This is a genomic window from Brevundimonas sp. (assembly GCF_041911375.1).
GTDB lineage: Bacteria > Pseudomonadota > Alphaproteobacteria > Caulobacterales > Caulobacteraceae > Brevundimonas.
The window spans coordinates 20,139-42,737 of the sequence record NZ_JAYRPA010000062.1 but is presented as its reverse complement, the minus strand read 5'-3'; the positions used below and the strand labels follow the sequence as shown (position 1 = coordinate 42,737).

General features: G+C 67.4%; 16 protein-coding genes. 6 read left to right on the top strand and 10 right to left on the bottom strand.

All coding sequences use genetic code 11. The features are described 5' to 3' along the window. Window positions 1–90: 90 nt before the first annotated feature. Window positions 91–2,901 (bottom strand): TonB-dependent receptor, encoded by a 2,811-nt coding sequence (locus ACE3PU_RS10930; protein ID WP_374389632.1) that lies wholly within the window; start codon window positions 2,899–2,901, stop codon window positions 91–93. Window positions 2,902–3,186: 285 nt separating this feature from the next. Here ACE3PU_RS10930 and ACE3PU_RS10925 point away from each other — a divergent pair, with 285 nt between their 5' ends. Further along, window positions 3,187–4,986: an alpha-amylase family glycosyl hydrolase gene (locus tag ACE3PU_RS10925; protein WP_374389630.1), complete on the top strand. Its 1,800-nt coding sequence runs from the start codon at window positions 3,187–3,189 to the stop codon at window positions 4,984–4,986. Further along, complete coding sequence (locus tag ACE3PU_RS10920) at window positions 4,983–6,623, top strand: alpha-amylase family glycosyl hydrolase (RefSeq protein WP_374389628.1); 1,641 nt, start codon at window positions 4,983–4,985, stop codon at window positions 6,621–6,623. Before ACE3PU_RS10925 ends, ACE3PU_RS10920 begins: the two co-directional genes overlap by 4 nt. 8 nt (window positions 6,624–6,631) lie before the next feature. Here the strand turns inward: ACE3PU_RS10920 and ACE3PU_RS10915 are convergent, their stop codons facing one another. Continuing rightward, a complete protein-coding gene (locus tag ACE3PU_RS10915; RefSeq protein ID WP_374389625.1) occupies window positions 6,632–7,645 on the bottom strand; it encodes a LacI family DNA-binding transcriptional regulator in 1,014 nt (337 codons plus the stop codon). Window positions 7,646–7,751: 106 nt separating this feature from the next. On the opposite strand from ACE3PU_RS10915, the gene ACE3PU_RS10910 reads away from it, so the two are divergent. From ACE3PU_RS10910 to ACE3PU_RS10895, 4 genes are read left to right on the top strand one after another with little or no spacing between them, the layout of a single operon-like run. Beyond that, window positions 7,752–9,812, top strand: a complete 2,061-nt coding sequence (locus ACE3PU_RS10910) for a glycoside hydrolase family 97 protein (protein WP_374389623.1) — start codon at window positions 7,752–7,754, stop codon at window positions 9,810–9,812. Next, window positions 9,809–11,341, top strand: a complete 1,533-nt coding sequence (locus ACE3PU_RS10905; RefSeq protein ID WP_374389620.1) for an MFS transporter — start codon at window positions 9,809–9,811, stop codon at window positions 11,339–11,341. The genes ACE3PU_RS10910 and ACE3PU_RS10905 overlap by 4 nt, the downstream gene beginning before the upstream one ends. Then, a complete protein-coding gene (locus tag ACE3PU_RS10900; RefSeq protein ID WP_374389618.1) occupies window positions 11,338–12,276 on the top strand; it encodes an alpha/beta hydrolase in 939 nt (312 codons plus the stop codon). Before ACE3PU_RS10905 ends, ACE3PU_RS10900 begins: the two co-directional genes overlap by 4 nt. Before the next feature lie 8 nt (window positions 12,277–12,284). Continuing rightward, entirely contained in the window at window positions 12,285–14,672 is a 2,388-nt protein-coding gene (locus tag ACE3PU_RS10895) for a glucan 1,4-alpha-glucosidase (protein ID WP_374389616.1), read from the top strand. Between the two features lie 61 nt (window positions 14,673–14,733). On the opposite strand, the gene ACE3PU_RS10890 is transcribed toward ACE3PU_RS10895, so the two are convergent. The 8 genes from ACE3PU_RS10890 to ACE3PU_RS10855 form a co-directional block, all read right to left on the bottom strand. Continuing rightward, window positions 14,734–15,420: a TorF family putative porin gene (locus ACE3PU_RS10890; RefSeq protein ID WP_374389613.1), complete on the bottom strand. Its 687-nt coding sequence runs from the start codon at window positions 15,418–15,420 to the stop codon at window positions 14,734–14,736. 88 nt (window positions 15,421–15,508) lie between these two features. Next, window positions 15,509–16,855: an ammonium transporter gene (locus ACE3PU_RS10885; protein ID WP_374389611.1), complete on the bottom strand. Its 1,347-nt coding sequence runs from the start codon at window positions 16,853–16,855 to the stop codon at window positions 15,509–15,511. 208 nt (window positions 16,856–17,063) lie between these two features. Further along, entirely contained in the window at window positions 17,064–18,170 is a 1,107-nt protein-coding gene (gene leuB, locus ACE3PU_RS10880) for a 3-isopropylmalate dehydrogenase (RefSeq protein WP_374389609.1), read from the bottom strand. Continuing rightward, window positions 18,170–18,754, bottom strand: coding sequence for a 3-isopropylmalate dehydratase small subunit (leuD, locus tag ACE3PU_RS10875; protein ID WP_374389606.1), 585 nt, complete (start codon window positions 18,752–18,754; stop codon window positions 18,170–18,172). The genes leuB and leuD overlap by 1 nt, the downstream gene beginning before the upstream one ends. Beyond that, on the bottom strand, window positions 18,747–20,153 hold the full coding sequence (gene leuC, locus ACE3PU_RS10870; RefSeq protein ID WP_374389604.1) for a 3-isopropylmalate dehydratase large subunit: 1,407 nt from the start codon (window positions 20,151–20,153) through the stop codon (window positions 18,747–18,749). The genes leuD and leuC overlap by 8 nt, the downstream gene beginning before the upstream one ends. Continuing rightward, window positions 20,146–21,105, bottom strand: a complete 960-nt coding sequence (locus tag ACE3PU_RS10865) for a branched-chain amino acid transaminase (protein ID WP_374389602.1) — start codon at window positions 21,103–21,105, stop codon at window positions 20,146–20,148. The genes leuC and ACE3PU_RS10865 overlap by 8 nt, the downstream gene beginning before the upstream one ends. After that, complete coding sequence (locus ACE3PU_RS10860; protein ID WP_374389600.1) at window positions 21,089–22,348, bottom strand: 2-isopropylmalate synthase; 1,260 nt, start codon at window positions 22,346–22,348, stop codon at window positions 21,089–21,091. Before ACE3PU_RS10860 ends, ACE3PU_RS10865 begins: the two co-directional genes overlap by 17 nt. Beyond that, window positions 22,348–22,599, bottom strand: coding sequence for an ACT domain-containing protein (locus tag ACE3PU_RS10855; protein WP_374389598.1), 252 nt, complete (start codon window positions 22,597–22,599; stop codon window positions 22,348–22,350). The genes ACE3PU_RS10860 and ACE3PU_RS10855 overlap by 1 nt, the downstream gene beginning before the upstream one ends.

Here is a 22,599-nt window from a genome sequence, read left to right as displayed (position 1 = left end):
CGAAATCCTGTCGCTGTAACCAAACTTTTTGCGAACAAGAAAAAAGGCCGCTCCGTTTCCGGAGCGGCCCAGTTGGCTCAGATGGGAGGATCAGAACCGGTAGTTCACGCCGACCGCGAAGGTGCGGCCGTAGGACTGGTAGTCGATGGTCCGGCGCTCATCGCCGTTCTCGAAGGTCTTGAAAGGCTCGTCCGTCAGGTTGTTGACCTGGGCCAGAACCGACAGGCCTTCCAGCGGACCCGACTGGAACTCGTAGCCGATCTGGGCGTCGACGACGGTTTCCGCCGCGACCGAGCGCAGGGTGCGGCCGTTGCCGAAGCCGGCCACTTCGCCCAGGTAGTCCGAGCGATAGCGGGCCGAAATCCGCGACTGGAAGCCGAAGCGCTCGTAATAGAGCGTGCCGTTGACGACGGTTTCCGACAGGCCCGGCATGGGCGTGGGCGGGTTGGCGGGATCCGGCTGGACCTCGCTTTCCGTCTGCGACGCGCTGAAGAAGCCGCCGAAACCTTCCAGAGCGGGATGGAACATCTCGAAGGGCGCCGACAGCGAGAATTCGACGCCGCGGATCCAGCCGCCGTTGCCGTTCTCAGGGGTCGAGATGATGCCCTGGTTGATCACGGGCGTCACGCCGCCGGTCGGATAGCCGCTGAAGTCGAAGATGCGGTTGTACGTGTAAACGTAGCTTTCCAGGTCGCGATAGAAGCCCGCCAGCGAGACATAGCCGCGACGGTTGGCGAAATACTTCTCGAACGACAGGTCGGCCACATTGGCGATGTACGGCATCAGCTCGGGATTGCCGCCGCCGCCACCCCAGGGCGAGTTCTGCTCGGGCGTGGCGTTCTCGTTGTTGTTGCCGGGATTGAACGAGAAGTTCCGGCCGGCGCGCATGTCGTCCATCCGCGGACGCGCCAGGGTGCGCGACAGCGCGAAGCGCGCGAACATGTCGTCGCCGACTTCCAGGATGAAGTTCGAGCTGGGCAGGATTTCCAGGTACTCCTTGCCGCCCGTGATCTCTTCGATCGCAGCGACGCCGGCGCTGATCTGCTGGGCCTCGAAGCCGCGGCCCTGCTGGTCGGTGTAGACGAACTGCATGCCGACGTTGCCGGTCAGCGGCAGGCCAAACAGGGTGTGGTCGATGTTGGCGCGGATGTAGGCGGTCGAAACCTTCTCGGTCACGTCCCAGTTGCCGGCCGCAACGTCGGCGTTCGGGTTGCGGATCAGGTTCAGCGCGCCGCTGTTGGCCAGCGCCAGGGCGTCGTAGCTCAGCACTTGGGAAATGCCGAGATAGCCCAGGTCGGTCGGCTCCAGCAGGAACTCCGCCGGCACGGCCAGGTCGCCGCCGCCGGGGACGCCCAGGTAGTACTGGTCGTTGACGAAGCTCTTGGTGCGCTCCGAATAGTTGATGCCGAAGTCGATCGAGCCGAACGGGCTCTGGTGCAGCTCGCGGCGCGCGGTCAGGCGAACCGCCTTGATCTCGTCCTCGATGGACGGGGTGTTCATGTAACCGGCCTGGCCTTCCGGGATCACGTCGCCGCCCCAGCCCTGCGGGCTGGTCAGGAAGATCAGGTTCGGATCGGCGTAGTTCAGCTGGCTGGTGAAGCGCGTCACGCCGTCGTCGGTCAGCTCGAAGCCCAGGGTGTCCAGGGCGCCGTTGATGTTGCGGCCGGTGCCGGCGTTGGTCTCGAGGATCAGGTCTTCGCGTTCGACCTTGGAGTAGTTGACGTCCAGACCCAGGGTCCAGTCGTCATTGGCGACGAACTCGGTGTTCCAGCCGATGGCCGTGATGTTGCTGTCGCGCTTGTTCAGGTCGTTGCGGACCACGCCCTTGATGTTGTCCCAGGTGCCGGCGACGATCAGGCCGTCCTCGACGGTATAGCCGGGGCGCAGCGACGGCGCCGGACGGCAAACGGCGGAAGGCACGTTGATGGTGCAGTCGCCAGCCGATCCGCCCCACGCCAGCGGGAATTCGATGCCGCGCAGGACCTGGGTGTTCTTGAACTCCGAGTAGAAGGCGTCGATCGTCGAGTGGAAGCGGTCGTTCGGACGCCATTCCAGCACGCCCATGTAGCCGTCGCGCTCCAGTTCCGACGACATGACGTACGGCTTGACGCCGCCGGTGATCAGGTTGCCGTCGCTGTAGGTCGGATAGCCCCAGCTGTTGAAGCGCTCGGACTGGTAGGGCGAGCTCATGTGGGCGTAGCCCAGGGCGACGCCGATGGTGTCGTCCGCGAACTGGTCGATGTAGGACAGGGTGTAGCGGTCGCCGCTGTCGGTCGTGCCCGAGTTCAGGGCGCCGATGTCGTTCCACTCGTGACGATAGTTCACCGCCATCGCCTGACGGCCGTAGGCCAGCGGCCGAACGGTGCGCAGATCGACGGTGCCGGCCAGGCCCTGGCCGACCAGCGCCGCGTCCGGGGTCTTGTAGACGACGACGCTGCCCAGCAGTTCCGACGGGAACTGGTCGAACTCGACGCCGCGGTTGTCGCCGGTGGTGACCAGTTCGCGGCCGTTCAGCAGGGCGGTGGTGAAGTCCGGACCCAGGCCGCGGATCGAGATGGCCTGGCTGCGGCCGTCGAGGCGCTGCGAGGTCACGCCCGGCAGGCGGGCCAGGGATTCGGCGATGGAGACGTCCGGCAGCTTGCCGATGTCTTCCGCGGAGATCACCTCGACGATCGAGGTGTTGTTGGCCTTGGCCGAGATCGACGCCTCGATGGCGCGACGGATGCCGGTGACGACGATTTCACCGACTTCGGTGGGTTGCGCGTCAGCAGGCTGGGCTTCGGCGGCCTGGACGGCGGCGTCGGCGGTTTGGGCCTGGGCGCTGCTGACGGCCATCAGGGCCACGGCGCCGAAAGCGGCGCCCGACAGCAGGCGCGCACGCCGGTTGAGACGTTGAGACATGGATCATCCTCCCTGAGGGCTGGTCGCGATTCTGAATGTCGCGACCGGAAGCCGTCGCAAAAATATGCAAATCCGATGACAGATTGCAAGCTGGTAATCTTGTCAGTGCAAATTCGGCACGATCGCAAGGGCGCTCATGCCCAGCTTTGGTCGGATGTTGCGACGCATTGCCACGCGACGCGTGCAATGCAGCATTTTTTGCGCGCGTTGACAGGCGGCGGCAGGACTGCAAAATCTTGCAAATCGACTTGGAAGGCTTTGCACTGACCAGGCAATGAGGAAACGATGCTCAATCGACTGAACACCGGGCTATGTGCGCTTGCGGCTCTGGCGACCGTCTGCGGCGCGACCGCGACCCAGGCCCAGCCGGCTGGCGACCCTGTCGCGGCCCTGCGCCAGCGTCCGCCGCAGGACGAGGTGATCTACTTCCTGCTGCCCGACCGTTTCGCCAACGGCGATCCCTCCAACGACCACGGCGGCTATGCGCCCGAGCGCCTGACCAGCGGCTTCGACCCTTCGCACACTGACTTCTACCACGGAGGCGATCTGGCCGGCCTGACCCAGCGGCTGGACTATATCCAGGGCCTGGGCGCGACCGCCGTCTGGCTGGCGCCGGTGTTCAAGAACAAGCCGGTTCAGAGCCACGGTGACTACACCGGCGCGGCGCACCACGGCTACTGGATCACCGACTTCACCGCGGTCGATCCGCATTTCGGCGACGAGGCCACGATGCGCGCCCTGGTCGACGCGGCCCATGCGCGCGGCATGAAGGTCTATCTCGACATCGTCGCCAACCACACGGCCGACGTCATCCAGTATCGCGAGTGCCCCGAAGGCCGCTGCGCCTATCGCAGCCGCGCCGACTATCCCTACACCCGCCGGGGCGGCGTGGACGGGGCGCCGATCAATGAAGGCTTCGACGGCCGCGACTTCTCGCGCCTGACCCGCCCGGACTACGCCTACACCCCCTACGTTCCGGCCGGTGAGGAGAACGCCAAGGTTCCGGCCTGGCTGAACGATCCGATCCACTATCATAACCGGGGCGAGAGCACCTTTGCGGGCGAGAGCGGTCTGGACGGCGATTTCGCCGGACTGGACGATCTGCTGACCGAGGACCCCGTGGTCGTTCAGGGCATGATCGAGGTCTTCGGCGGCTGGATCGACAAATATGGCGTCGACGGTTTCCGGATCGACACCGCCCGCCACGTGAACCCCGAGTTCTGGCAGGCCTTCATCCCCGCCATGATCCAGCGGGCCGAGGCCAAGGGCATTCCGAACTTCCACATCTTCGGCGAGGTCTACGATCCCGATCCGGCCGTGACGGCCCGGTTCACGCGGGTCGACGACTATCCCGCCGTACTGGACTTCCCCTTCCAGAAGCAGGCGACCGACTTCGCCGCCGGGAAGACGGGCGGCGACGCCCTGGCCAAGCTGTTCGACGCCGACGCTCTTTATGCGAACGGCGCCGACACCGCCGCCATCCTGCCGACCTTCCTGGGCAACCACGACATGGGCCGTATCGGCTTCTTCGTGAAGCAGGCCCATCCGGAGGCCGACGACGCCGAACTGCTGGAACGGATCAAACTGGCCCATGCGCTGATGATGTTCAGCCGGGGCGTGCCGACCCTCTATTACGGCGACGAACAGGGCTTCGCCGGCGCCGGCGGATACGGCAACTCGCGCCAGGACATGTGGGACAGCCAGACGCCGGTCTATCGCGACACCACGCCCATCGGCGGTCGTCAGCCCGCCTATTCCACCGAGGCGCCGCTGTATCAGGCCATCGCCGAGATGGCGCGCATACGCGCCGCCGAGCCGGCCCTGCGACGCGGCCGCCAGGTCGTGCGGGCCTATGGCGACGAGCCCGGTCTGTTCGCCATGTCGCGAATGGGCGACGACGGCTCCGAAATCCTGATCCTGTTCAACAGCTCGACCGCGCCCGTTACGGCGCAGGTAGAGGTGGAGCCGACCTCCCTTCGGTGGCAGGCTCTGCGCGGCGACTGCGCTGCCGAGTCGTCGGCCCCCGCGAGCGTCGCCGTCAGCGTCCCTCCCCTCGATTATCTCGTCTGCAAGAGCGCCCCGTGACCGCCCAGCCCCTCGACCTATCCACGGCTGACGCCGCGCCTGCACTCGCGCACGAATGGTGGCGCGGCGCGGTCCTGTACCAGATCTATCCGCGCAGCTTCGCGGACTCGAACGACGACGGCGTCGGCGACCTGAGGGGCATCGCCGACCGTCTGGACCACGTCGCGTCCTTGGGCGTAGACGGCGTCTGGCTGTCGCCCTTCTTCAAGTCGCCGATGAAGGACTTCGGCTATGACGTCTCGGACTATTGCGACGTCGATCCGATCTTCGGGACACTGGCCGATTTCGACGCCCTGATCGCCCGCGCCCATGCGTTGGGCCTGAAGGTCGTCATTGATCAGGTGTTCTCGCATACGTCGGACGAACACCCCTGGTTCACCGACAGCCGCGCGTCCAAGACCGCCAAGCACGCCGACTGGTACGTGTGGGCCGACGCCAAGCCGGACGGCTCGCCGCCGTCGAACTGGCAGTCGGTCTTCGGCGGGCCGGCCTGGACGTGGGACGCACGGCGCGGCCAGTACTACATGCACAACTTCCTGGCCTCGCAGCCGCAGTTGAACGTGCGCAATCCCGAGGTCCAGGACGCCCTGATCGCCGCCGCCCGCTTCTGGCTGGATCGCGGCGTGGACGGCTTCCGCCTCGACGCCATCAACTTCGCCATCCACGATCCGAAGCTGACCGACAATCCGCCGATCAACGACGGCAAGAAGCGCACCCGCCCCTTCGACTTCCAGGACAAGATCTACAACCAGAGCCAGCCCGAGATCATCGGCTTCCTGAACCGCATCCGGGCCCTGACCGACAGCTATGAAGGCCGCTTCACCGTGGCGGAGGTCGGCGGCGATCACGCCGACCGCGAGATGAAGGAATACACCGCCGGAAGCGACCGGCTGCATTCCGCCTATGGCTTTCTCTATCTGTACGCCGACACGCTTCGCAGCGAACTGATCGGCGTGGGCGACAACATGTGGCCGGATCAGCAGGGCGAGGGTTGGCCGTCCTGGACCTTCTCGAACCACGACGCGCCGCGCGCCGTGTCGCGCTGGGCCCAGGGCCGCGACGAAAAGGCCTTCGCCGAGATGGCCCTGCTGCTGCTGATGTGCTTGCGCGGCAACGTCTTCGTCTATCAGGGCGAGGAGCTGGGCCTGCCCCAGGCCCATGTGCCGTTCGAACGGCTGGTCGATCCCGAGGCCATCGCCAACTGGCCCCAGACCCTGGGCCGCGACGGCGCGCGCACGCCGATCCCCTGGACCGCTTCGGCGCCCAACGCCGGCTTCTCCAGCGTCGAGCCCTGGCTGCCGGTCGACCCGCGCCACCTGAAGCTGGCCGTCGATGCGCAAGAGGCCGATCCCAAGGCCACCCTGCACGTCGCCCGCCGCCTGATCGGCCTGCGCAAGACGCATCCGGCGTTGCAGCTGGGCGGGCTGGAGCTGATAGAGGGACCGCAGGACCTTCTGGTGTTCAAGCGGTTCGAGCGGGGCGCAGACGGCGAGCGCCTGCTCTGCGTGTTCAACCTGAGCCACGAGCCCATAGACTGGACGCCGCCCAGCCACGCGCGCCGGATCGAGGCGGTCAACTGGAGCGAGGCCGACGGATCGAGCCTGAAGCCTCTGGCCGGCCTGTTGTTCGCGGTCTGATGACCGGATCAGCCGCCGCAGGTCTCGCGAACGATCAGCTCGGTCGGAACGCGTTCGGAACGGCCTGCGGTCGCGCCCCCGTGATCCAGCAGCTTGGAGACCATCAGCCGGCCGGCCTTCATGGTGTCCTGGGCGATGGTGGTAAGGGCCGGGCGCGAGTAGCGGCTGAAGGGCACGTTGTCGAAGCCGATCACCGAAACCTGTCCCGGCACATCGATGCCCGCGTGCAGCAGGGCGCGCACGGCGCCCAGGGCGATCTGGTCGGAGGCGGCGACCACGCCGTCGAAGTCGAGGCCGCGCCGGATCAGGGCGTCGACGGATGCCTCGGCGGACTCAACTTCGAAGTGGGCCGGCGCGATCAGGTCGGCGTCGACCGACAGCCCGGCCTGGCCCATGGCGTCCAGATAGCCCCGATGCCGTTGCATCGCCTCGGGCGGGTCCAGGTCGCCCAGAAAGACGATGCGCTTGCGGCCCAGTCGCGCCAGGTGCAGCGTCGCGCGCCGGCCTCCCGAGATGTTGTCGGAGCCGATGGAGCAGTAGTCCTGTTCCGGCAGTTCGGCGCCCCAGACGACGAAGCGATGGTCCGCATCCACCAGCCGGTTGAAGGCCGAATGCAGGCTGGACTGACCCAGGAAGATCACCCCGTCCGCCCGGCTGGTGTTCAGCGCCGCCGACAGATCCTCATAGTTGGCGGGCGAGATGTGGCTCATCAGCAGGTCGCAGCCCCGCTCGCGCGCCGCCTCGCCCACCCCGGCCAGAAGCTCCAGGAAGAAGGGGTCGGATATGCGTCCTTCGCGGCCCTGGGGACGCGGCGTGACCAGGGCGATAGTGCCCTGCGCCCCGATCGGTCCGGCGGGCATGTGGCGGCGGAAAGGGTAGTCGTGCTCCTTCGCCAGCTTCCAGATCAGTTGCTTGGTGCGGTCATTGACCGCCGGGTTGTCGTTCAGCGCCCTGGAAGCTGTGGCGATGGACACGCCGGCCAGGCGGGCGATGTCTTCCAGGCGGGTCGTCTTGCGGCTCAAGGTCGCGGATCCTTAGGACAGCGTTTCGGCGCTGCAAATTTTTCTGCAAATATTTCAGCCACCGTTCGCGGCGGTTGGCAAGAGGCGGCGTAACGGAGTTCCGATGATGAAGCGCAGAACCTTTCTGGCCCTAGGCGGGGCGTCCGTCCTGGCGTTCGGGGCCACTCACGGCAGGGCGCAGACTGCCCCGGCCCATGCCCGCGCCACCTCCCCTGGCGGGACGCTGACGGTGGAGGCCTTCACCGACAACGACGGGCGACCGATGTATTCGGTGACGCGTCAGGGCCGGCCGGTCGTCGCGCCGTCAAAGCTGGGTTTCCTGCTGACCGACGCCCCTGCCATCGAGCGCGGCCTGGCCATCACGGCGGGTCAGCCCGTGACCGTCGACGAGACCTGGGAACAGCCCTGGGGCGAGCGTCGCCTGATCCGCAACCACTACAACGAATGGCGCGTGGCCTACGCCGAGACCGGCGGACTGCAGCGCCGCGTGGACGTGGTCTTCCGCCTGTATGACGACGGCCTGGGCTTCCGCTACGAGTTCCCGGACCAGCCGGCGCTGAAGACCGTCCGCATCGGCTCGGAGATCACCGAGTTCAACCTGGCCGAAAACGGCGAAGCCCTGTGGTGCCCGGCCTGGGAGTGGAACCGCGAAGAATACCTCTACAGCCGCACGCCGATCGACGCGGTCGGCAGCGCCCAGACCCCGATGACGGTCAAGGGTCGGTCCGGCCTGCACGTCTCGATCCACGAGGCCGCCTGCGTCGACTACGCCGGCATGAACCTGCGCCGCTCCGAGGGTACGAACTTCCGCGCCCAGCTGACGCCGGGCCTGACCAACGCGGCCGTGATCCGGCAGGCCCCGTTCAACACGCCGTGGCGCACGCTGCAGATCTCGGACAGTGCGGCGGGGCTGATCGATTCCAGCCTGATCCTGAACCTGAACGAGCCCAACAAGCTGGGCGACGTCAGCTGGTTCAAGCCGATGAAGTACGTCGGCGTCTGGTGGGAGATGCACCTGGAGCTGAAGACCTGGGGCTCCGGTCCCAAGCACGGCGCCACCACCGAGAACACCCTCAAGCACATCGACTTCGCGGCCGAACACGGCTTCGGCGGCGTGCTGGTCGAGGGGTGGAACAAGGGCTGGGACGGCCAGTGGTTCGCCAACGGCTCGGACTTCAGCTTCACCGAGGCCTATCCCGATTTCGACCTGGAGCGCGTCACCCGCTACGCCCGGTCCAAGGGCGTGCAACTGATCGGCCACCACGAGACCGGCGGCAACGCCTTCCACTACGAGCAGCAGCTCGAGCCGGCCATGGCGCTGTATGAACGCCTCGGCGTCCATTCGGTGAAGACCGGCTACGTCGCGGACGCGCAAGGCGCCCGCGTCGCGGGGCCGGACGGCCAGATGGTGATGGCCTGGCACGAGAGCCAGGCCATGGCTCAGCACCACATGAAGGTCGTGGAGGCCGGCGCCCGTCACAAGGTGGCGATCAACGCCCACGAGCCGTTCAAGGACACGGGCCTGCGCCGCACCTATCCGAACATCATCAGCCGCGAGGGGCAGCGCGGCATGGAGTATTCGGCCTGGGGCAGTCCGTCGAACCCGCCGGATCATGTGCCGAACCTGGTCTTCACCCGCCTGCTGGCCGGGCCGATGGACTATACGCCCGGCATCTTCGGCATGGAGACGCGCAGCCCGCAGGGCATCCAGACGACCTGGGCCAAGCAGCTGGCCTACTACGTCGTCATCTACAGCCCGATCCAGATGGCCGCCGACCTGCTGGTCAACTACGAGGCCAATCCCGGCCCGTTCCAGTTCATCAAGGACGTGCCGGTCGACTGGGAGGAGAGCCGAACCTTGGCCGCCGAGTTGGGCGACTATGTCGTCACCGCCCGCAAGGAACGAGGCGGCGACATCTGGGCGCTGGGCGCCGTCACCGACGAGCACCCGCGCGTCCTGTCCGCGCCGCTGAACTTCCTTGACGCCGGTCGTCGCTACCGGGCCGAAATCTATCGTGACGGTCCGGACGCCGACTACAAGGGCAAACGCGAGGACATCGTCATCGAACAACGCGAAGTCACCTCGGCCGACGTCCTGACCCTGGCGCTCGCGCCAGGCGGCGGTCAGGCCATCCGCTTCGTGCCGATCGGACGCGCCCGCAGATGAGCAGCGCGACCCCTGAACTGATCCACGCCCACCGCCCGCGCCTGTCCGGCCTGGCGATCTGGAACATGTGCGTCGGCTTCTTCGGCATTCAGATCGGCTTCGGCCTTCAGAACGCCAACACCAGCCGTATCTTCCAGACCCTGGGCGCCGAGGTCGACAGCCTGGCCATCCTGTGGATCGCGGCGCCGCTGACGGGCCTCCTGGTCCAGCCGATCATCGGCCATTTCAGCGACCGCACCTGGACGCGGTTCGGGCGTCGCCGCCCCTATTTCCTGGTCGGGGCGATCCTGACCACCCTGGCGCTGATCGCCATGCCCAACAGCCCCAGCCTGTGGTTCGCCGCGGCCATGCTGTGGATCATGGACGCGTCGATCAACATCACGATGGAGCCGTTCCGCGCCTTCGTCGGCGACAACCTGCCCGAGGAGCAGCGCACCGCCGGCTATGCGATGCAGAGCTTCTTCATCGGGGCCGGCGCAGTCTTCGCCTCGGTCCTGCCGTGGCTGCTGTCCAACGTCTTCGATGTCGCCTCGACAGCCGAGGCCGGCGTCGTCCCGCTGTCGGTCAAGATCGCCTTCTACGTCGGGGCGATCGGCCTGTTCACCGCCGTGCTGTGGACCGTACTGAGCACCAAGGAATACACCCCCGAACAGATCGCCGCCTTCGAACGCGCCCGGCTGGGCGCGGCCGCCGTCGTCGATGACGCGCCCGAACCGCCCGCCCGGTCCGTGCAGGGCTGGCTGGGCTCCGGCTTGGTCTGCGCCATCGTCGGCCTGCTGGGCTTCGTCCTGATCGGCGCCCTGGATCTGGAAAAGGAGCTGCTGATCCTGGCGGGCTTCGTCGCCGGCTTCGGTCTGCTGATGATCGCCGTCGGCATGATGCAGCGACGCGGCATGGTCAACGCGGCCACCGAGATCCTGAACGACATCTTCCGCATGCCCGCGACGATGCGCGGCCTGGCGGTGGTTCAGTTCTTCAGCTGGTTCGCCCTCTTCTCCCTGTGGATCTACGCCACCGCCGCCGTGACCAGCGTTCACTACGGCACGACCGACACCACCTCGGCCGCCTATGCCGAGGGCGCCGACTGGGTCGGGGTGCTGATGGGAGTCTATAACGGCGTCGCGGCCGTGGCCGCCTTCGCCCTGCCGGTGCTGGCGAAGCGGATCGGCCGCAAGGCGACCCACGCGGTCATGCTGCTGCTGGGCGCGGCGGGCCTGTTCGGCGTCTTCGCCATTCGCGATCCGGGCCTGCTGTGGCTGCCGATGATCGGTGTCGGCTTCGCCTGGGCGTCGATCGTCTCCATGCCCTACGCCATCCTGTCGGCGGCGGTGCCGGGCCGGAAAATGGGCGTCTACATGGGCGTCTTCAACATCTTCATCGTCGTGCCCCAGCTGCTGGCCGCCACCGTCCTGGGCCTGATCCTGCGCAGCCTGTTCGACGGCCAGGCCATCTGGGCCCTCGTGCTGGGCGCCGCCTCCTTCGTGCTGGCCGCGATCAGCGCCCTTCTGGTCAAGGAGCACCGGGCGTGAACCGCCGCACCCTTCTGGCCCTGACCGCCGCCCTGCCCTTCGCCGGCGCGGCGCGGGCCGAGACGCCGACCGCAGGTCGGCTGGTGCTCCATGAGGCGATGGCGTCCGAATACGCCAAGCCGCGCAACGTCTCGGTCTGGCTGCCGCCCGGCTATGACACGTCGGACGCTCGCTATCCCGTGCTCTACATGCACGATGGCCAGAACCTGTTCGACGCCTCGACCGCCAACTTCGGCGAATGGGGCGTGGACGAGCATCTGGACCGGCTGATCGCCGGCGGCCAGGTTCGCGCCCCCATCGTCGTCGGCGTCTGGAACACCGATCTGCGCCGCCGCGAATACCTGCCCAGCGACCTGATCGCCGCCCTGCCCGCCGACATGCGCGACGAGGTCCAAGCCATCTACGGCGGCCCTCCGCTATCGGACGGCTATCTGCGCTTCCTGACCGAAGAGTTGAAACCCTTCGTCGACCGGACCTATCGCACCCTGACCGGCCCGCAGGACACGACGATCAGCGGCTCCAGCATGGGCGGGCTGATCTCGTTGCAGGCGGTCATGAAGCGCCCCGACGTCTTCTCCGCCGCCGCTTGCCTGTCGACCCACTGGCCGTTGAAGATCGAAGGGCTGGAGCCCGGTCCCCGATTGGACGACTGGCGCGAGCGGCTGGTCACCGCATGGAGCGATGTGATCGCCGCCGGCCTGCCGCCCGTCGGCGCGCACCGCTTCTACTTCGATCGCGGCGACGAGACGCTGGATCAGTTCTACGGCGCGTTCCAGACGCGGATCGACGGCGTCTTCCGCGACGCCGGCTACGGCCCCGGCCGCTTCCAGAGCCTGCTCTTCCCGGGCGCCCAGCACAATGAAGCCTCGTGGAACAGCCGGCTGGACGTGCCGCTGACCTTTCTTCTTTCCCCCCGCCCCACGCAAACCTCGTGAGGACCTGCATGCGTAATCTCAAGACCTTCTGCCTGGCCGGCGCCGCCGGACTGGCTCTCGCCTCCGCCGCCGCGGCCCAATCCGGCGCCGCTCCCAATGCCGTAGCGCCGGGCGCGCCCGGCGACCTGCCGACCTGGTCCAGCGCCGCCAAGACCGGCGCCGGCTCGTCCTACGAAGCCTATGTCGATGGCCAGTACCGCGACGGCGGCCCGACGGGCGCGGTGTCCAGGGTCTGGTACTCGATCGCCGACGGCGTTCTGACCGAGACCATGTACGGCCTGATCCACGAGGCGCAGATCAAGGCCCTGCGCTTCGCCCTGGTCACGCCGGAAGGCGTGTCGCTTGAAGGCGACGACACCACGGCCCGCACCGAATACATCGACACCGACGCCGAGGGCCGCCCCCTGGCCCCGGCCTACAAGGTCACCACCCGCGACAAGTCCGGGCGCTACGAGATCGTCAAGCGCATCTACAGCGACCCGGATCGCAACGCCCTGGTCCTGCGTGTCGAGATCAAGGCGCTCAGCGGCGAAGTCACGCCCTATCTGCTGCTTGAGCCGCACATCGCCAACACCGGCGTCGATGACAGCGGCCAGGTGACGGCCGAAGCCTTCCACGCCTGGGAGGGCGACACCCATCTGGTCCTGAAGCCGAGCGAAGCCTTCGCCGCCGCCAGCGTCGGCTTCGTCGGCGCTTCCGACGGCCTCACCGACCTGAAGGACGGCAAGCTGGACTGGTCCTACGCCTCCACCGGCGACACGGCGGGCAACACCATGATGACGGGCGCCCTGCCGACCCTGCGCATGGGTCAAAGCCTGAGCCGCGACTTCGTCATCGGCTTCGGCGACACCGCCGAGGCGGCGCAGGCCGCCGCCGACGGTTCATTCCAGACCGGACTGGACGCGGTGCTGGCCCGCTTCGTCGGCGAGGGCGACCACGTCGGCTGGCGCGACTACATGGCCTCGCTGACCGAACTGCCGCGCATCGCGCAGCAGGCGACGGACGGCGGCAAGCTGGCCTACGCCTCGGCGCTGATGCTGAAGGTGCAGGAAGACCGCACCCACGCCGGCGCCCTGATCGCCTCCCTGTCGAACCCGTGGGGCGACACGGTCGACGCCTCCAAGTCCTCGACCGGCTACAAGGCCGTCTGGCCGCGCGACTTCTACCAGGTGGCCATGGCCCTGGCGGCGCTGGGCGACAAGGAAACGCCGCTGGCGGCCTTCAACTATCTGCCGCAGGTGCAGGTCGGCGCGAATACGCCCGGCAACACCGGCGTCGGCGGCTGGTTCCTGCAGAAGACCCACGTCGACGGCGAACTGGAATGGGTCGCGGTCCAGCTGGACCAGACGGCCATGCCGATCATGCTGGGCTATCGCCTGTGGAAGCTGGGCTGGCTGACGGACGCCGAGATGGCCGAGCACTTCCGGTCGATGCTGAAGCCGGCGGCCGACTTCCTGGTCGACGGCGGCAAGGTCGGCCTGTTGTGGAACGACGCCGAGATCAAGCCGCCCTTCACCCAGCAGGAGCGCTGGGAAGAACAGCAGGGCTATTCGCCATCGACCACCGCCGCGGTGGTCGCGGGTCTGACGGTCGCGGCCGAGATGGCGCGGGCCGCGGGCGACGCCGCAGATGCGAACCGCTACCAGGCCGCCGCCGACGACTACGCCGGCAAGATCGAAGCGCGGATGTTCACCACCAACGGCGACTTTGACGACGGGCGCTATTTCATCCGCATCACCCAGAACGAGAACCCGAACGACAAGGCCGCCATCGGCGCCGCCAACGGCCAGATCGCGCCGCCCGAGGACCGCGTCGTCGACGGCGGCTTCCTGGAACTGGTCCGCTATGGCGTCAGGAAGGCCGACGATCCGCACATCGTCGCCACCCTGCCTGTCTATGACGACCAAGGCCTCGAGGACCTGTATCGCGTCCGCTACGACTTCGGCCCCGAAGGCGACAAGACGCCGGGCTGGCGTCGCTACGGCGTCGACGGCTATGGCGAGGACTGGCAGACGGGCGCCAACTACGGCGTCGGCGGCGAAATGAGCCCCGGCCAGCGCGGGCGCGTCTGGCCCTTCTTCACCGGCGAGCGCGGGCACTATGAACTGGCCCGCGTCAGCGTGAACGGCGCACCTTCCCCGGCCGATATCGACGCCATCCGCCAGACCTATGTGCGCGGCATGGAACGGTTCGCGAATGACGGCCTGATGCTGGCCGAGCAGGTGTGGGACGGCGTGGGCGACCCCACGGAAAACGACTACGCCCTGGGCCAGAACACTGACTCGGCCACGCCCCTGGCGTGGACCCATGCGGAGTATCTGAAGCTGTTGCGCTCGCTGGCCGACGGCAAGGTGTGGGACCGGTACGATCCGGTCGAAAGCCGCTACGCCCGCTGACCAAAAAGGCCCCGGAGAGCGATCTCCGGGGCCTTTCCCTTTTGGATTGGAAGAGGCGGCGTCAGAAGACGAACTTGAGGCCGCCGACGATGCGGTCTTCATAGGCCGCAAAGCCGTCCACGTCGGTGTCGTGATAGCGGACGTCGATCGCGACATTGTCCAGCAGGGCGTAGGTCGCGCCGATGTTCCAGGTCACGTAGTCGTCCGACACGTCCAGCGTCTGCTGGCCCACGGCGCCCGAGACCGTCAGCTTGTCCATCGGGGCGAAGCTGCCGTTGACTTCGTAATAGGTCGCGGCCTCGTCGACGCCGAAGAAGTCCGGCGAGTAATAGACGGCCGCCCCGATGCTGGCCGGGCCCACGGCGCGTGACGCCGCCAGCTTGAACTCGGTATAGTTGTAGTCGGCGAAGTTCGGTTCGTTGACGTAGGCGTAGAAGATCACCCCGGCGTCCAGGGCGAAACCTACCGCCTCGCCCCGGAAGCCGCCGTAGAAGTCGACCTCGGCGTCGGTGTCGTCGAAGAAGTCCACGTTCGAACCCCAGACGCCCGCGTAGAAGCTGCCGGCGGTGATGTCGATTCCGCCCTGGATGGCCGGCTCCTCGTCGGTCTGGCTGACGCCCCGGAACACATAGTCGCTCACAACGCCGACGTTGAAGGCGACATCCACATCGGTTTGGGCCGAAGCCGGCGCGGCCAGGGCGACCAGGCTCGCGGCGACCGCCAGAGCGGCCATTTGAAACACTCTCATTACAGCATCCCCTTGTTATGTTTGATTTCGAAAGAGAGCCCCGGCGACCGGGACGCGGGGAGAGCCGCGTCCCGATCGGACCATTCGGTCAGACGGTTTCCAGCGCCTCGCCGTGCAGCGAGGTGTCGAGGCCGGCGGTCTCCTCCGCCTCGCTGACCCGCAGTCCGGTGGTGAACTTGCAGATGAACAGGATCACCAGGGTGCCGACGGCGCTGTAGACGATGGTCCAGACCAGGCCGAGCGCCTGGGCGCCGACGTTGGCGCCTTCCGACAGGCTGTTGATCGCGGTCGTGGCGAACACGCCGGTCAGCAGGGCGCCGATCAGACCGCCCGCCCCGTGGATGCCGAAGGCGTCCAGCGAGTCGTCGTAGCGGAGCAGCTTCTTGATCCACACCGAGGCGGCGTAGCAGACCGGCCCGGCGATCAGGCCGATGATCACCGCCCCCTTGGGATCGACGAAGCCGGCGGCCGGGGTGATGGCGACCAGGCCGGCCACCACGCCCGACAGCATGCCGATCAGCGAGACCTTCTTCTTCTCGATGTATTCGACGATCTTCCAGGTCAGGGCGCCCGCGGCGGCGGCCAGGACGGTGTTCAGCAGCGCCACGCCCATCAGGTCGTTGGCGGCCCCGGCGGAACCCGCGTTGAACCCGATCCAGCCCACCAGCAGCAGGCTGGCGCCGATCATGGTCAGGACCGGGTTGTGCGCCAGGATCGGCTCGACGCCATAACCCTTGCGACGGCCCAGGAAGATGGCGCAGACCAGACCCGCGACGCCCGAGTTGACGTGCACGACCGCGCCGCCGGCGAAGTCCAGCACACCGGCCGAACCCAGGAATCCGCCGCCCCACACCCAGTGGCAGATCGGCGCATAGACCAGCAGCGACCAAAGCGCGGTGAAAAGCAGCAGCGCCGAATACTTCATCCGCTCGGCGAAGGCGCCGGTGACCAGCGCCGGGGTGATGATGGCGAAGGTCATCTGGAACGCGATGAACAGGAACTCCGGGATCCCCGGCAGCAGGCCGTTGGCCGTCTGCAGCGACACATTGTTCAGGAACAGCATGTCCAGGCTGCCGACGAAGGGCTGAAGGCCCTCTGACGGATTGGCCCCGAACGCCAGGCTGTAGCCAGCGATGAACCACACCAGCGACACCACGGCGAAGACGCCGACCGACTGGGTGATGGTGGCGATGACGTTCTTGCGGCGCACCATGCCGCCGTAGAACAGCGCCAGGCCAGGCAGGGTCATCAGCAGCACGAGCGCGGTCGAAGTGCCGAGCCAGGCCGTACCGGCGCCGTCCAATTCAAGCGCCGCCTGATGCGCCAGCAGGGCCGGCGCGGCGTCCTGCGCCGCAGCGGCGCCCGCGCCGAAGAGACAGAGCGTGGGAAGAAGGAGCCCCGCGGCCCCAAGGAGTCGGTTTCCGACCTGCGACATAAGCTAGTACCCCCTATGCAATCTCGCAGACGCGAACTTTTACCGCATTTGCGAAACGCGCAAGAGGCTTGGCCGTTAACGGTGCAACTTTCTTGCAACGGTCACAGATCAAAAGGAAGTCGACGCACGATCATTGCCTAAGAGGCGGGCAGGCGCTTCATTTCTACTACAAGGAACGCTGTTCCCTGACAGGAAATTCGGGCGCCGTTCAGGCCCAGTGCATCTGCACCCGATGCGCCGCGGCCCAGTGGATGGCGCGGATCGCATCGATGACGGCTTCGGTCGCGGCGCGCGTGCCCAGCGCCCCGCCAAGGTCCGCCGTAACGGCGCCGGCGGCCAGGACGGCGGCGACAGCGGCCTCGATGGAATCGGCCTCGTCCTCCAGCTTCAGGCTGTGACGCAACAGCAGGGCCGCCGAAAGGATGGTCCCCACCGGATTGGCCAGGTCCTGACCCGCGATGTCCGGCGCCGAGCCATGGATCGGCTCGAACAGGCCCGGTCCTTCCGTGCCCAGCGAGGCCGATGGCAAGAGGCCGATCGATCCGCCCAGCACCGAGATCTCGTCCGACAGGATGTCGCCGAACATGTTTTCGGTCAGGATGACGTCATAGTCGCGCGGCTTCCTGATCAGGTGCATGGCCATGGAGTCGACCAGCGCGTGCTCCAGCGCGATCTCCGGGAACTCCTCGGCGTGGATGCGGGTCACGACTTCGCGCCACAGACGGCTCGTCTCCATGACGTTCGCCTTGTCGACCGAGGTGACCTTGCCGCGGCGCTGTCGGGCGGTCTGGAAGGCGGCGCGGGTCACGCGCTCGATCTCGGGCACGGTGTATTCGCACAGGTCGGTGGCGCGGTCGGCGGTGCGGGTCTTCTCGCCGAAATAGACGCCGCCGGTCAGTTCGCGGAAGACGATCAGGTCGACGCCCTCGACGATCTCCTTCTTGAGCGGCGAACGGTGCGCCAGCACGGGCGACACCTGCAACGGGCGCAGATTGGCGAACAGGCCCATGGCCTTGCGGATCGCCAGCAGCCCCTGCTCAGGCCGCGCCTTGCCGCCGTCCCACTTGGGTCCGCCAACCGCGCCCAGCAGTACGGCGTCGGCCGCGATGCAGGCCGCGCGCGTCGCTTCCGGCAGGGGATCGCCCGTCTCGTCGATGGCCGCCCCGCCGATCAGGTGCTCGGTGAAGCTGAAGGTGTGGCCATAGAAGTCGCCGATGACCGACAGGACGTCGCGCGCCGCGCGCGTCACCTCCGGCCCGACCCCGTCGCCGGGCAGCAGGACGATGTTGTAGGTCTTGGGGGCGACGTGGGTCATCAGGCGGTCTCTCTCGATCGCTCGTAGGCTTCGATCTCGGGGATGTTTGATTGCAGCCAGCCCAGGGTGTCCACCCCGTCCAGCAGGCATTGTCGGGCGAAGGATTCGACCCCGAACGGCACGGGGTGGGCATTGCCCCGCCGGATCTCGTTGGCCTGGAGGTCGATCGTAACCGGCTGGTCCGGCTGTGACGCCAGATCGTCCCAAACGTCCTGGCTGACGACGATGGGCAGCAGGCCGTTTTTCAGCGCGTTCGATGTAAAAATGTCAGCGATCTCGGTCGAGATGACCGCCCGGAAGCCATAGTCGTACAGCGCCCAGGGCGCATGCTCGCGCGACGAACCGCAGGCGAAGTTCTTGCCCGCCAGCAGGATGCGGTGCTCGGTGGGATCGATGCGGTTCAGGATCGCCTCGGGCTTTTCCGAACCGTCCGCCTCGTAACGCCAGTCATAGAAGGCGGCCCTGCCCAGCCCTTCGCGCGTCGTCGTCGTCAGGAAGCGCGCCGGGATGATCTGGTCGGTGTCGATGTTGGCCTGGCTCAGCGTGACCGTCTTCGAGGTCAGGACCTGGAACGGTTCAGGCATGCTCCACCTCGCCCAGATAGATGCGCGGATCGGTCAGCACGCCCGCCACCGCCGTCGCCGCCGCCGTGGCCGGGCTGGCCAGGATGGTGCGGGCGTCCTTGCCCTGGCGTCCCTCGAAGTTGCGGTTCGACGTAGAGACGGCCAGTTGCCCCGGCGCGACGACATCCCCGTTCATGGCGATGCACATGGAACAGCCCGGGATGCGCCACTCGGCCCCGGCGGCGATGAAGACCTGATCCAGGCCTTCCGCCTCGGCGTCGCGCCGCACGGCCTCGGAACCCGGCACGACCAGCATCCGCAGGCCCGGCTTGATCTTGCGCCCGCGCAGCACCTCGGCGGCCGCGCGCAGATCGGGCAGGCGTCCGTTGGTGCAGGAGCCGATGAAGACCACGTCCACCGGCTGGGTCGTCGTCGCCTCGCCTGCGGTGAAGCCCATATACGCGATGGCCTTGCGATCGGATTCGGACTGGGGCTGCGGCACGGGCGAACCGATCGGCGCCCCGGCGTCCGGGGTCGTGCCCCAGGTCGCCATGGGACGAATGTCGGCGCCCTCCAGCACGACCTCCTTGTCGAAGACGGCGCCTGGATCGCTGCGCAGCTTCAGCCATTCGGCCGCCGCCGCCTCATAGTCGGCCGGGGCGTGCTTGCGCCCGCGCAGCCAGTCTATGGTGGTCTGGTCCGGCGCGATCATGCCCGCGCGCGCGCCCGCCTCGATGGACATGTTGCACAGGGTCATCCGCCCTTCCATGTCCAGCGACCGCACCGCCTCGCCGGCGTATTCGATGACGTATCCGGTGCCGCCGCCGAAGCCGATGGCGGCGATGACCGCCAGGGCGACGTCCTTGCCGGACACGCCCGGCTGCAGCCGCCCGTTCACCGTCACCCGCATGGCCTTGGCCTTGCGCTGCAACAGGCACTGGGTCGCCAGCACATGACCGACCTCGGAGGTGCCGATGCCGAAGGCCAGGGCCCCGAAGGCCCCATGCGTCGCCGTATGGCTGTCGCCGCACACCACCGTCATGCCCGGCTGGGTCAGACCCAGTTCCGGCCCCATGACATGGACCACGCCCCGGTCGTCGGAGCCCCAGCCCGCCAGCGGCACGCCGTGGGCGGCGCAGTTGCGCTCCAGCGTATGCACCTGGGCCTCGGCCTGGGCGGTGACATAGGGTTTGGTCCCGTCCGGCCCGGCCGGCAGGGTCGGGGTGGAATGGTCCAGGGTGGCGTAGGTGCGGTCGGGACGGCGGACTTTCAGCCCGCGCGCCTCGATCTCGCTGAAGGCCTGCGGGCTGGTGACCTCGTGGACCAGGTGCAGGTCGATATACAGCACCCCCGGCGTGTCTGCCGTCTCCGGCCGAACGACGTGGGCGTCCCAAACCTTGTCGAACAGGGTCTTAGGCATACTCAGGCGCCCGTTTCTCCACCGCCGCGCCGATCGGCTCCAGCCAGCCGAACGCATCCGGCGTCTCGCCGGTGAACAGGCCGCGGAAGGCCGCATTGACCGCCTTGGTCACCGGCCCCGGTCCTGCGGCGCGGGTCGTGATCCCATCCACCGAGCGCACCGGCGTGATTTCGGCGGCGGTTCCGGTCATGAAGATCTCGTCGGCCAGATACAGCGCCTCGCGCGGCATGGCCTGCTCGACGACTTCATAGCCCTGCGCCTTGGCCAGCTTGATGACGCTGTCGCGGGTGATGCCCATCAGGATGGAGTTGGCGGCCGGCGGGGTCATCACCTTGCCGTCCTTGACCACGAACAGGTTCTCGCCCGCGCCTTCCGACAGACGGCCGTCGACGCCCAGGGCGATGCCCTCGCCGAAGCCTCCCACGCGCGCCTCGCGCCCGATCAGATAGGACGACAGATAGTTGCCGCCCGCCTTGGCCGCCGACGGCGTGGTGTTCGGCGCCGTGCGATTCCAGCTGGACACGCAGGCGTCCACGCCCTTCTCCAGCGCCTCCTCGCCCAGATACGCTCCCCACGGGAAGGCGGCGATGGCGATGTCGACGTTCATGTTCTGGGGCGCCGGGGTCACGCCCATGCCGCACTGGCCCAGAAAGGCGATGGGCCGGATATAGGCTGAACGCAGGCCTTCAGACCGCACCACCGCGTGGCAGGCGTCGACCAGCTCGTCCTCGGTGTAGGGCAGCTGGATATGATAAATGCGGGCGCTGTCGAACAGGCGGCGCACATGTTCGCGCAGGCGGAAGCCGCACGGGCCGTTCGGCGTGTCATAGACGCGGATCCCTTCGAACACCGAGGTGCCGTAGTGGAGCGCGTGGCTCATGACGTGGATCTTCGCGTCGGCCCACGGCGTCATTTCGCCATTGATCCAGATATTCTCAGCCAGCGGCTGCATAGACTTCTTCCTGTTGCACGGGGACGCCGTCGACCCGGTCGATGATGGCGATCAGTTCCGCATCGTTGATCTCGCCGATCTGGTCGGCGCGTTGCTTGAAGCCGGCCACCACCGCGGCCAAGCGCTCGCCCTCCACCGGTCGGCCGATGGTCTCGGCGCGCTTGGCGATGGCGTGACGGCCGGAATGCTTGCCCAGCACGAACCAGCTGCCCTCGAACCCTACGTCCTGGGGCCGCATGATCTCGTAGGTGCGGCTGTCGGCCAGCATGCCGTGCTGGTGGATGCCGGCCTCGTGGGCGAAGGCGTTGATCCCGACCACCGACTTGTTGCGGGCGATGACCGTCTCGGTGATCTCGCACAGAATCTTGGAGGCGCGGACCAGGTGGCGGCTGTCGGCGCCGGTGGTGACGCCATAGCGGTCCTGGCGGACTTTCAGGGCCATGACGACCTCTTCGATCGAGGCGTTGCCCGCCCGTTCGCCGATGCCGTTGACCGCCCCCTCGACCTGGCGCGCCCCGCCTTCGATCGCGGCCAGGGAGTTGGCGACCGCCATGCCCAGATCGTCGTGGCAGTGGGCCGAGAAGATCACGTGCGGATGGCGCTTGTGAATGCGCGCCGCCAGATAGCGATAGCGCTCGCGCACCTCTTCCGGCGTCGCATAGCCGACCGTGTCGGGCACGTTCAGCGTTCGGGCACCCGCTTCGGCGGCGGCTTCCAGCACATCGGCCAGGAACTCCGGCTCGGTGCGGAAGGCGTCCTCGGCCGAGAACTCGACGTCGTCGAACAGGGTGCGCGCGTATTCGACCGAGCGGACGGCCGTGGCCAGAACCTCGTTGGTCGACATCTTCAGCTTGGCGGTGCGGTGGATCGGGCTGGTGCCGATGAAGGTGTGGCAGCGACGATGCGACTTCGGCGCCGGCGACAGGGCGCGGAAGCTGGCGTCGATGTCCTTTTCGTTGGCGCGCGACAGGGAGCAGAAGACCGGCCCCTCGACCTCGCCCGCGACCCGGCGGATGCAGTCCTCATCCCCCGGCGAGGCGGCGGCGAAGCCGGCCTCGATGACGTCGACGCCCAGGTCCCGCAGGACCTGGGCCATCTTCACCTTGGCCTGGGCGGACATGGAAAAGCCAGGCGCCTGCTCTCCATCCCGCATCGTCGTGTCGAAGATGATGACTCGGTTCGGATCGGCGGCGATCTGTTCGGTGCGCGATACGCCAGGTACTCGAATGGTTTCGGGGCTCATCACGCGGCCTCGGACTGAATAATGTCGTTGCTGATGCGGCGCATCCCGAACAGCCGGTCGATCTGGCGGCCCAGATTGTCCATGCAGCGGCCCGCGTCGCGGCCGCGCACGGTCAGGGCGATGCGACGGAACGCCCCCTCGTCGGCCATGTTGATCCCGTCGATGTGAAAGCCGCGGCGCTCGACCAGGCCGATGAGACGCTGAAGCGAGCCGTCCGCACGGTCGATCTGGATGTGGATCGTGTCGCTCAT

Excerpts from the sequence above, each read along its gene's own strand:
- ACE3PU_RS10930 (WP_374389632.1), bottom strand. The coding sequence starts at position 2,901 with ATGTCTCAACGTCTCAACCGGCGTGCGCGCCTGCTGTCGGGCGCCGCT.
- ACE3PU_RS10925 (WP_374389630.1), top strand. The coding sequence starts at position 3,187 with ATGCTCAATCGACTGAACACCGGGCTATGTGCGCTTGCGGCTCTGGCG.
- ACE3PU_RS10910 (WP_374389623.1), top strand. The coding sequence starts at position 7,752 with ATGAAGCGCAGAACCTTTCTGGCCCTAGGCGGGGCGTCCGTCCTGGCG.
- ACE3PU_RS10905 (WP_374389620.1), top strand. The coding sequence starts at position 9,809 with ATGAGCAGCGCGACCCCTGAACTGATCCACGCCCACCGCCCGCGCCTG.
- ACE3PU_RS10895 (WP_374389616.1), top strand. The coding sequence starts at position 12,285 with ATGCGTAATCTCAAGACCTTCTGCCTGGCCGGCGCCGCCGGACTGGCT.
- ACE3PU_RS10890 (WP_374389613.1), bottom strand. The coding sequence starts at position 15,420 with ATGAGAGTGTTTCAAATGGCCGCTCTGGCGGTCGCCGCGAGCCTGGTC.
- ACE3PU_RS10885 (WP_374389611.1), bottom strand. The coding sequence starts at position 16,855 with ATGTCGCAGGTCGGAAACCGACTCCTTGGGGCCGCGGGGCTCCTTCTT.
- leuB (WP_374389609.1), bottom strand. The coding sequence starts at position 18,170 with ATGACCCACGTCGCCCCCAAGACCTACAACATCGTCCTGCTGCCCGGC.
- leuD (WP_374389606.1), bottom strand. The coding sequence starts at position 18,754 with ATGCCTGAACCGTTCCAGGTCCTGACCTCGAAGACGGTCACGCTGAGC.
- leuC (WP_374389604.1), bottom strand. The coding sequence starts at position 20,153 with ATGCCTAAGACCCTGTTCGACAAGGTTTGGGACGCCCACGTCGTTCGG.
- ACE3PU_RS10865 (WP_374389602.1), bottom strand. The coding sequence starts at position 21,105 with ATGCAGCCGCTGGCTGAGAATATCTGGATCAATGGCGAAATGACGCCG.
- ACE3PU_RS10860 (WP_374389600.1), bottom strand. The coding sequence starts at position 22,348 with ATGAGCCCCGAAACCATTCGAGTACCTGGCGTATCGCGCACCGAACAG.
- ACE3PU_RS10855 (WP_374389598.1), bottom strand. The coding sequence starts at position 22,599 with ATGAGCGACACGATCCACATCCAGATCGACCGTGCGGACGGCTCGCTT.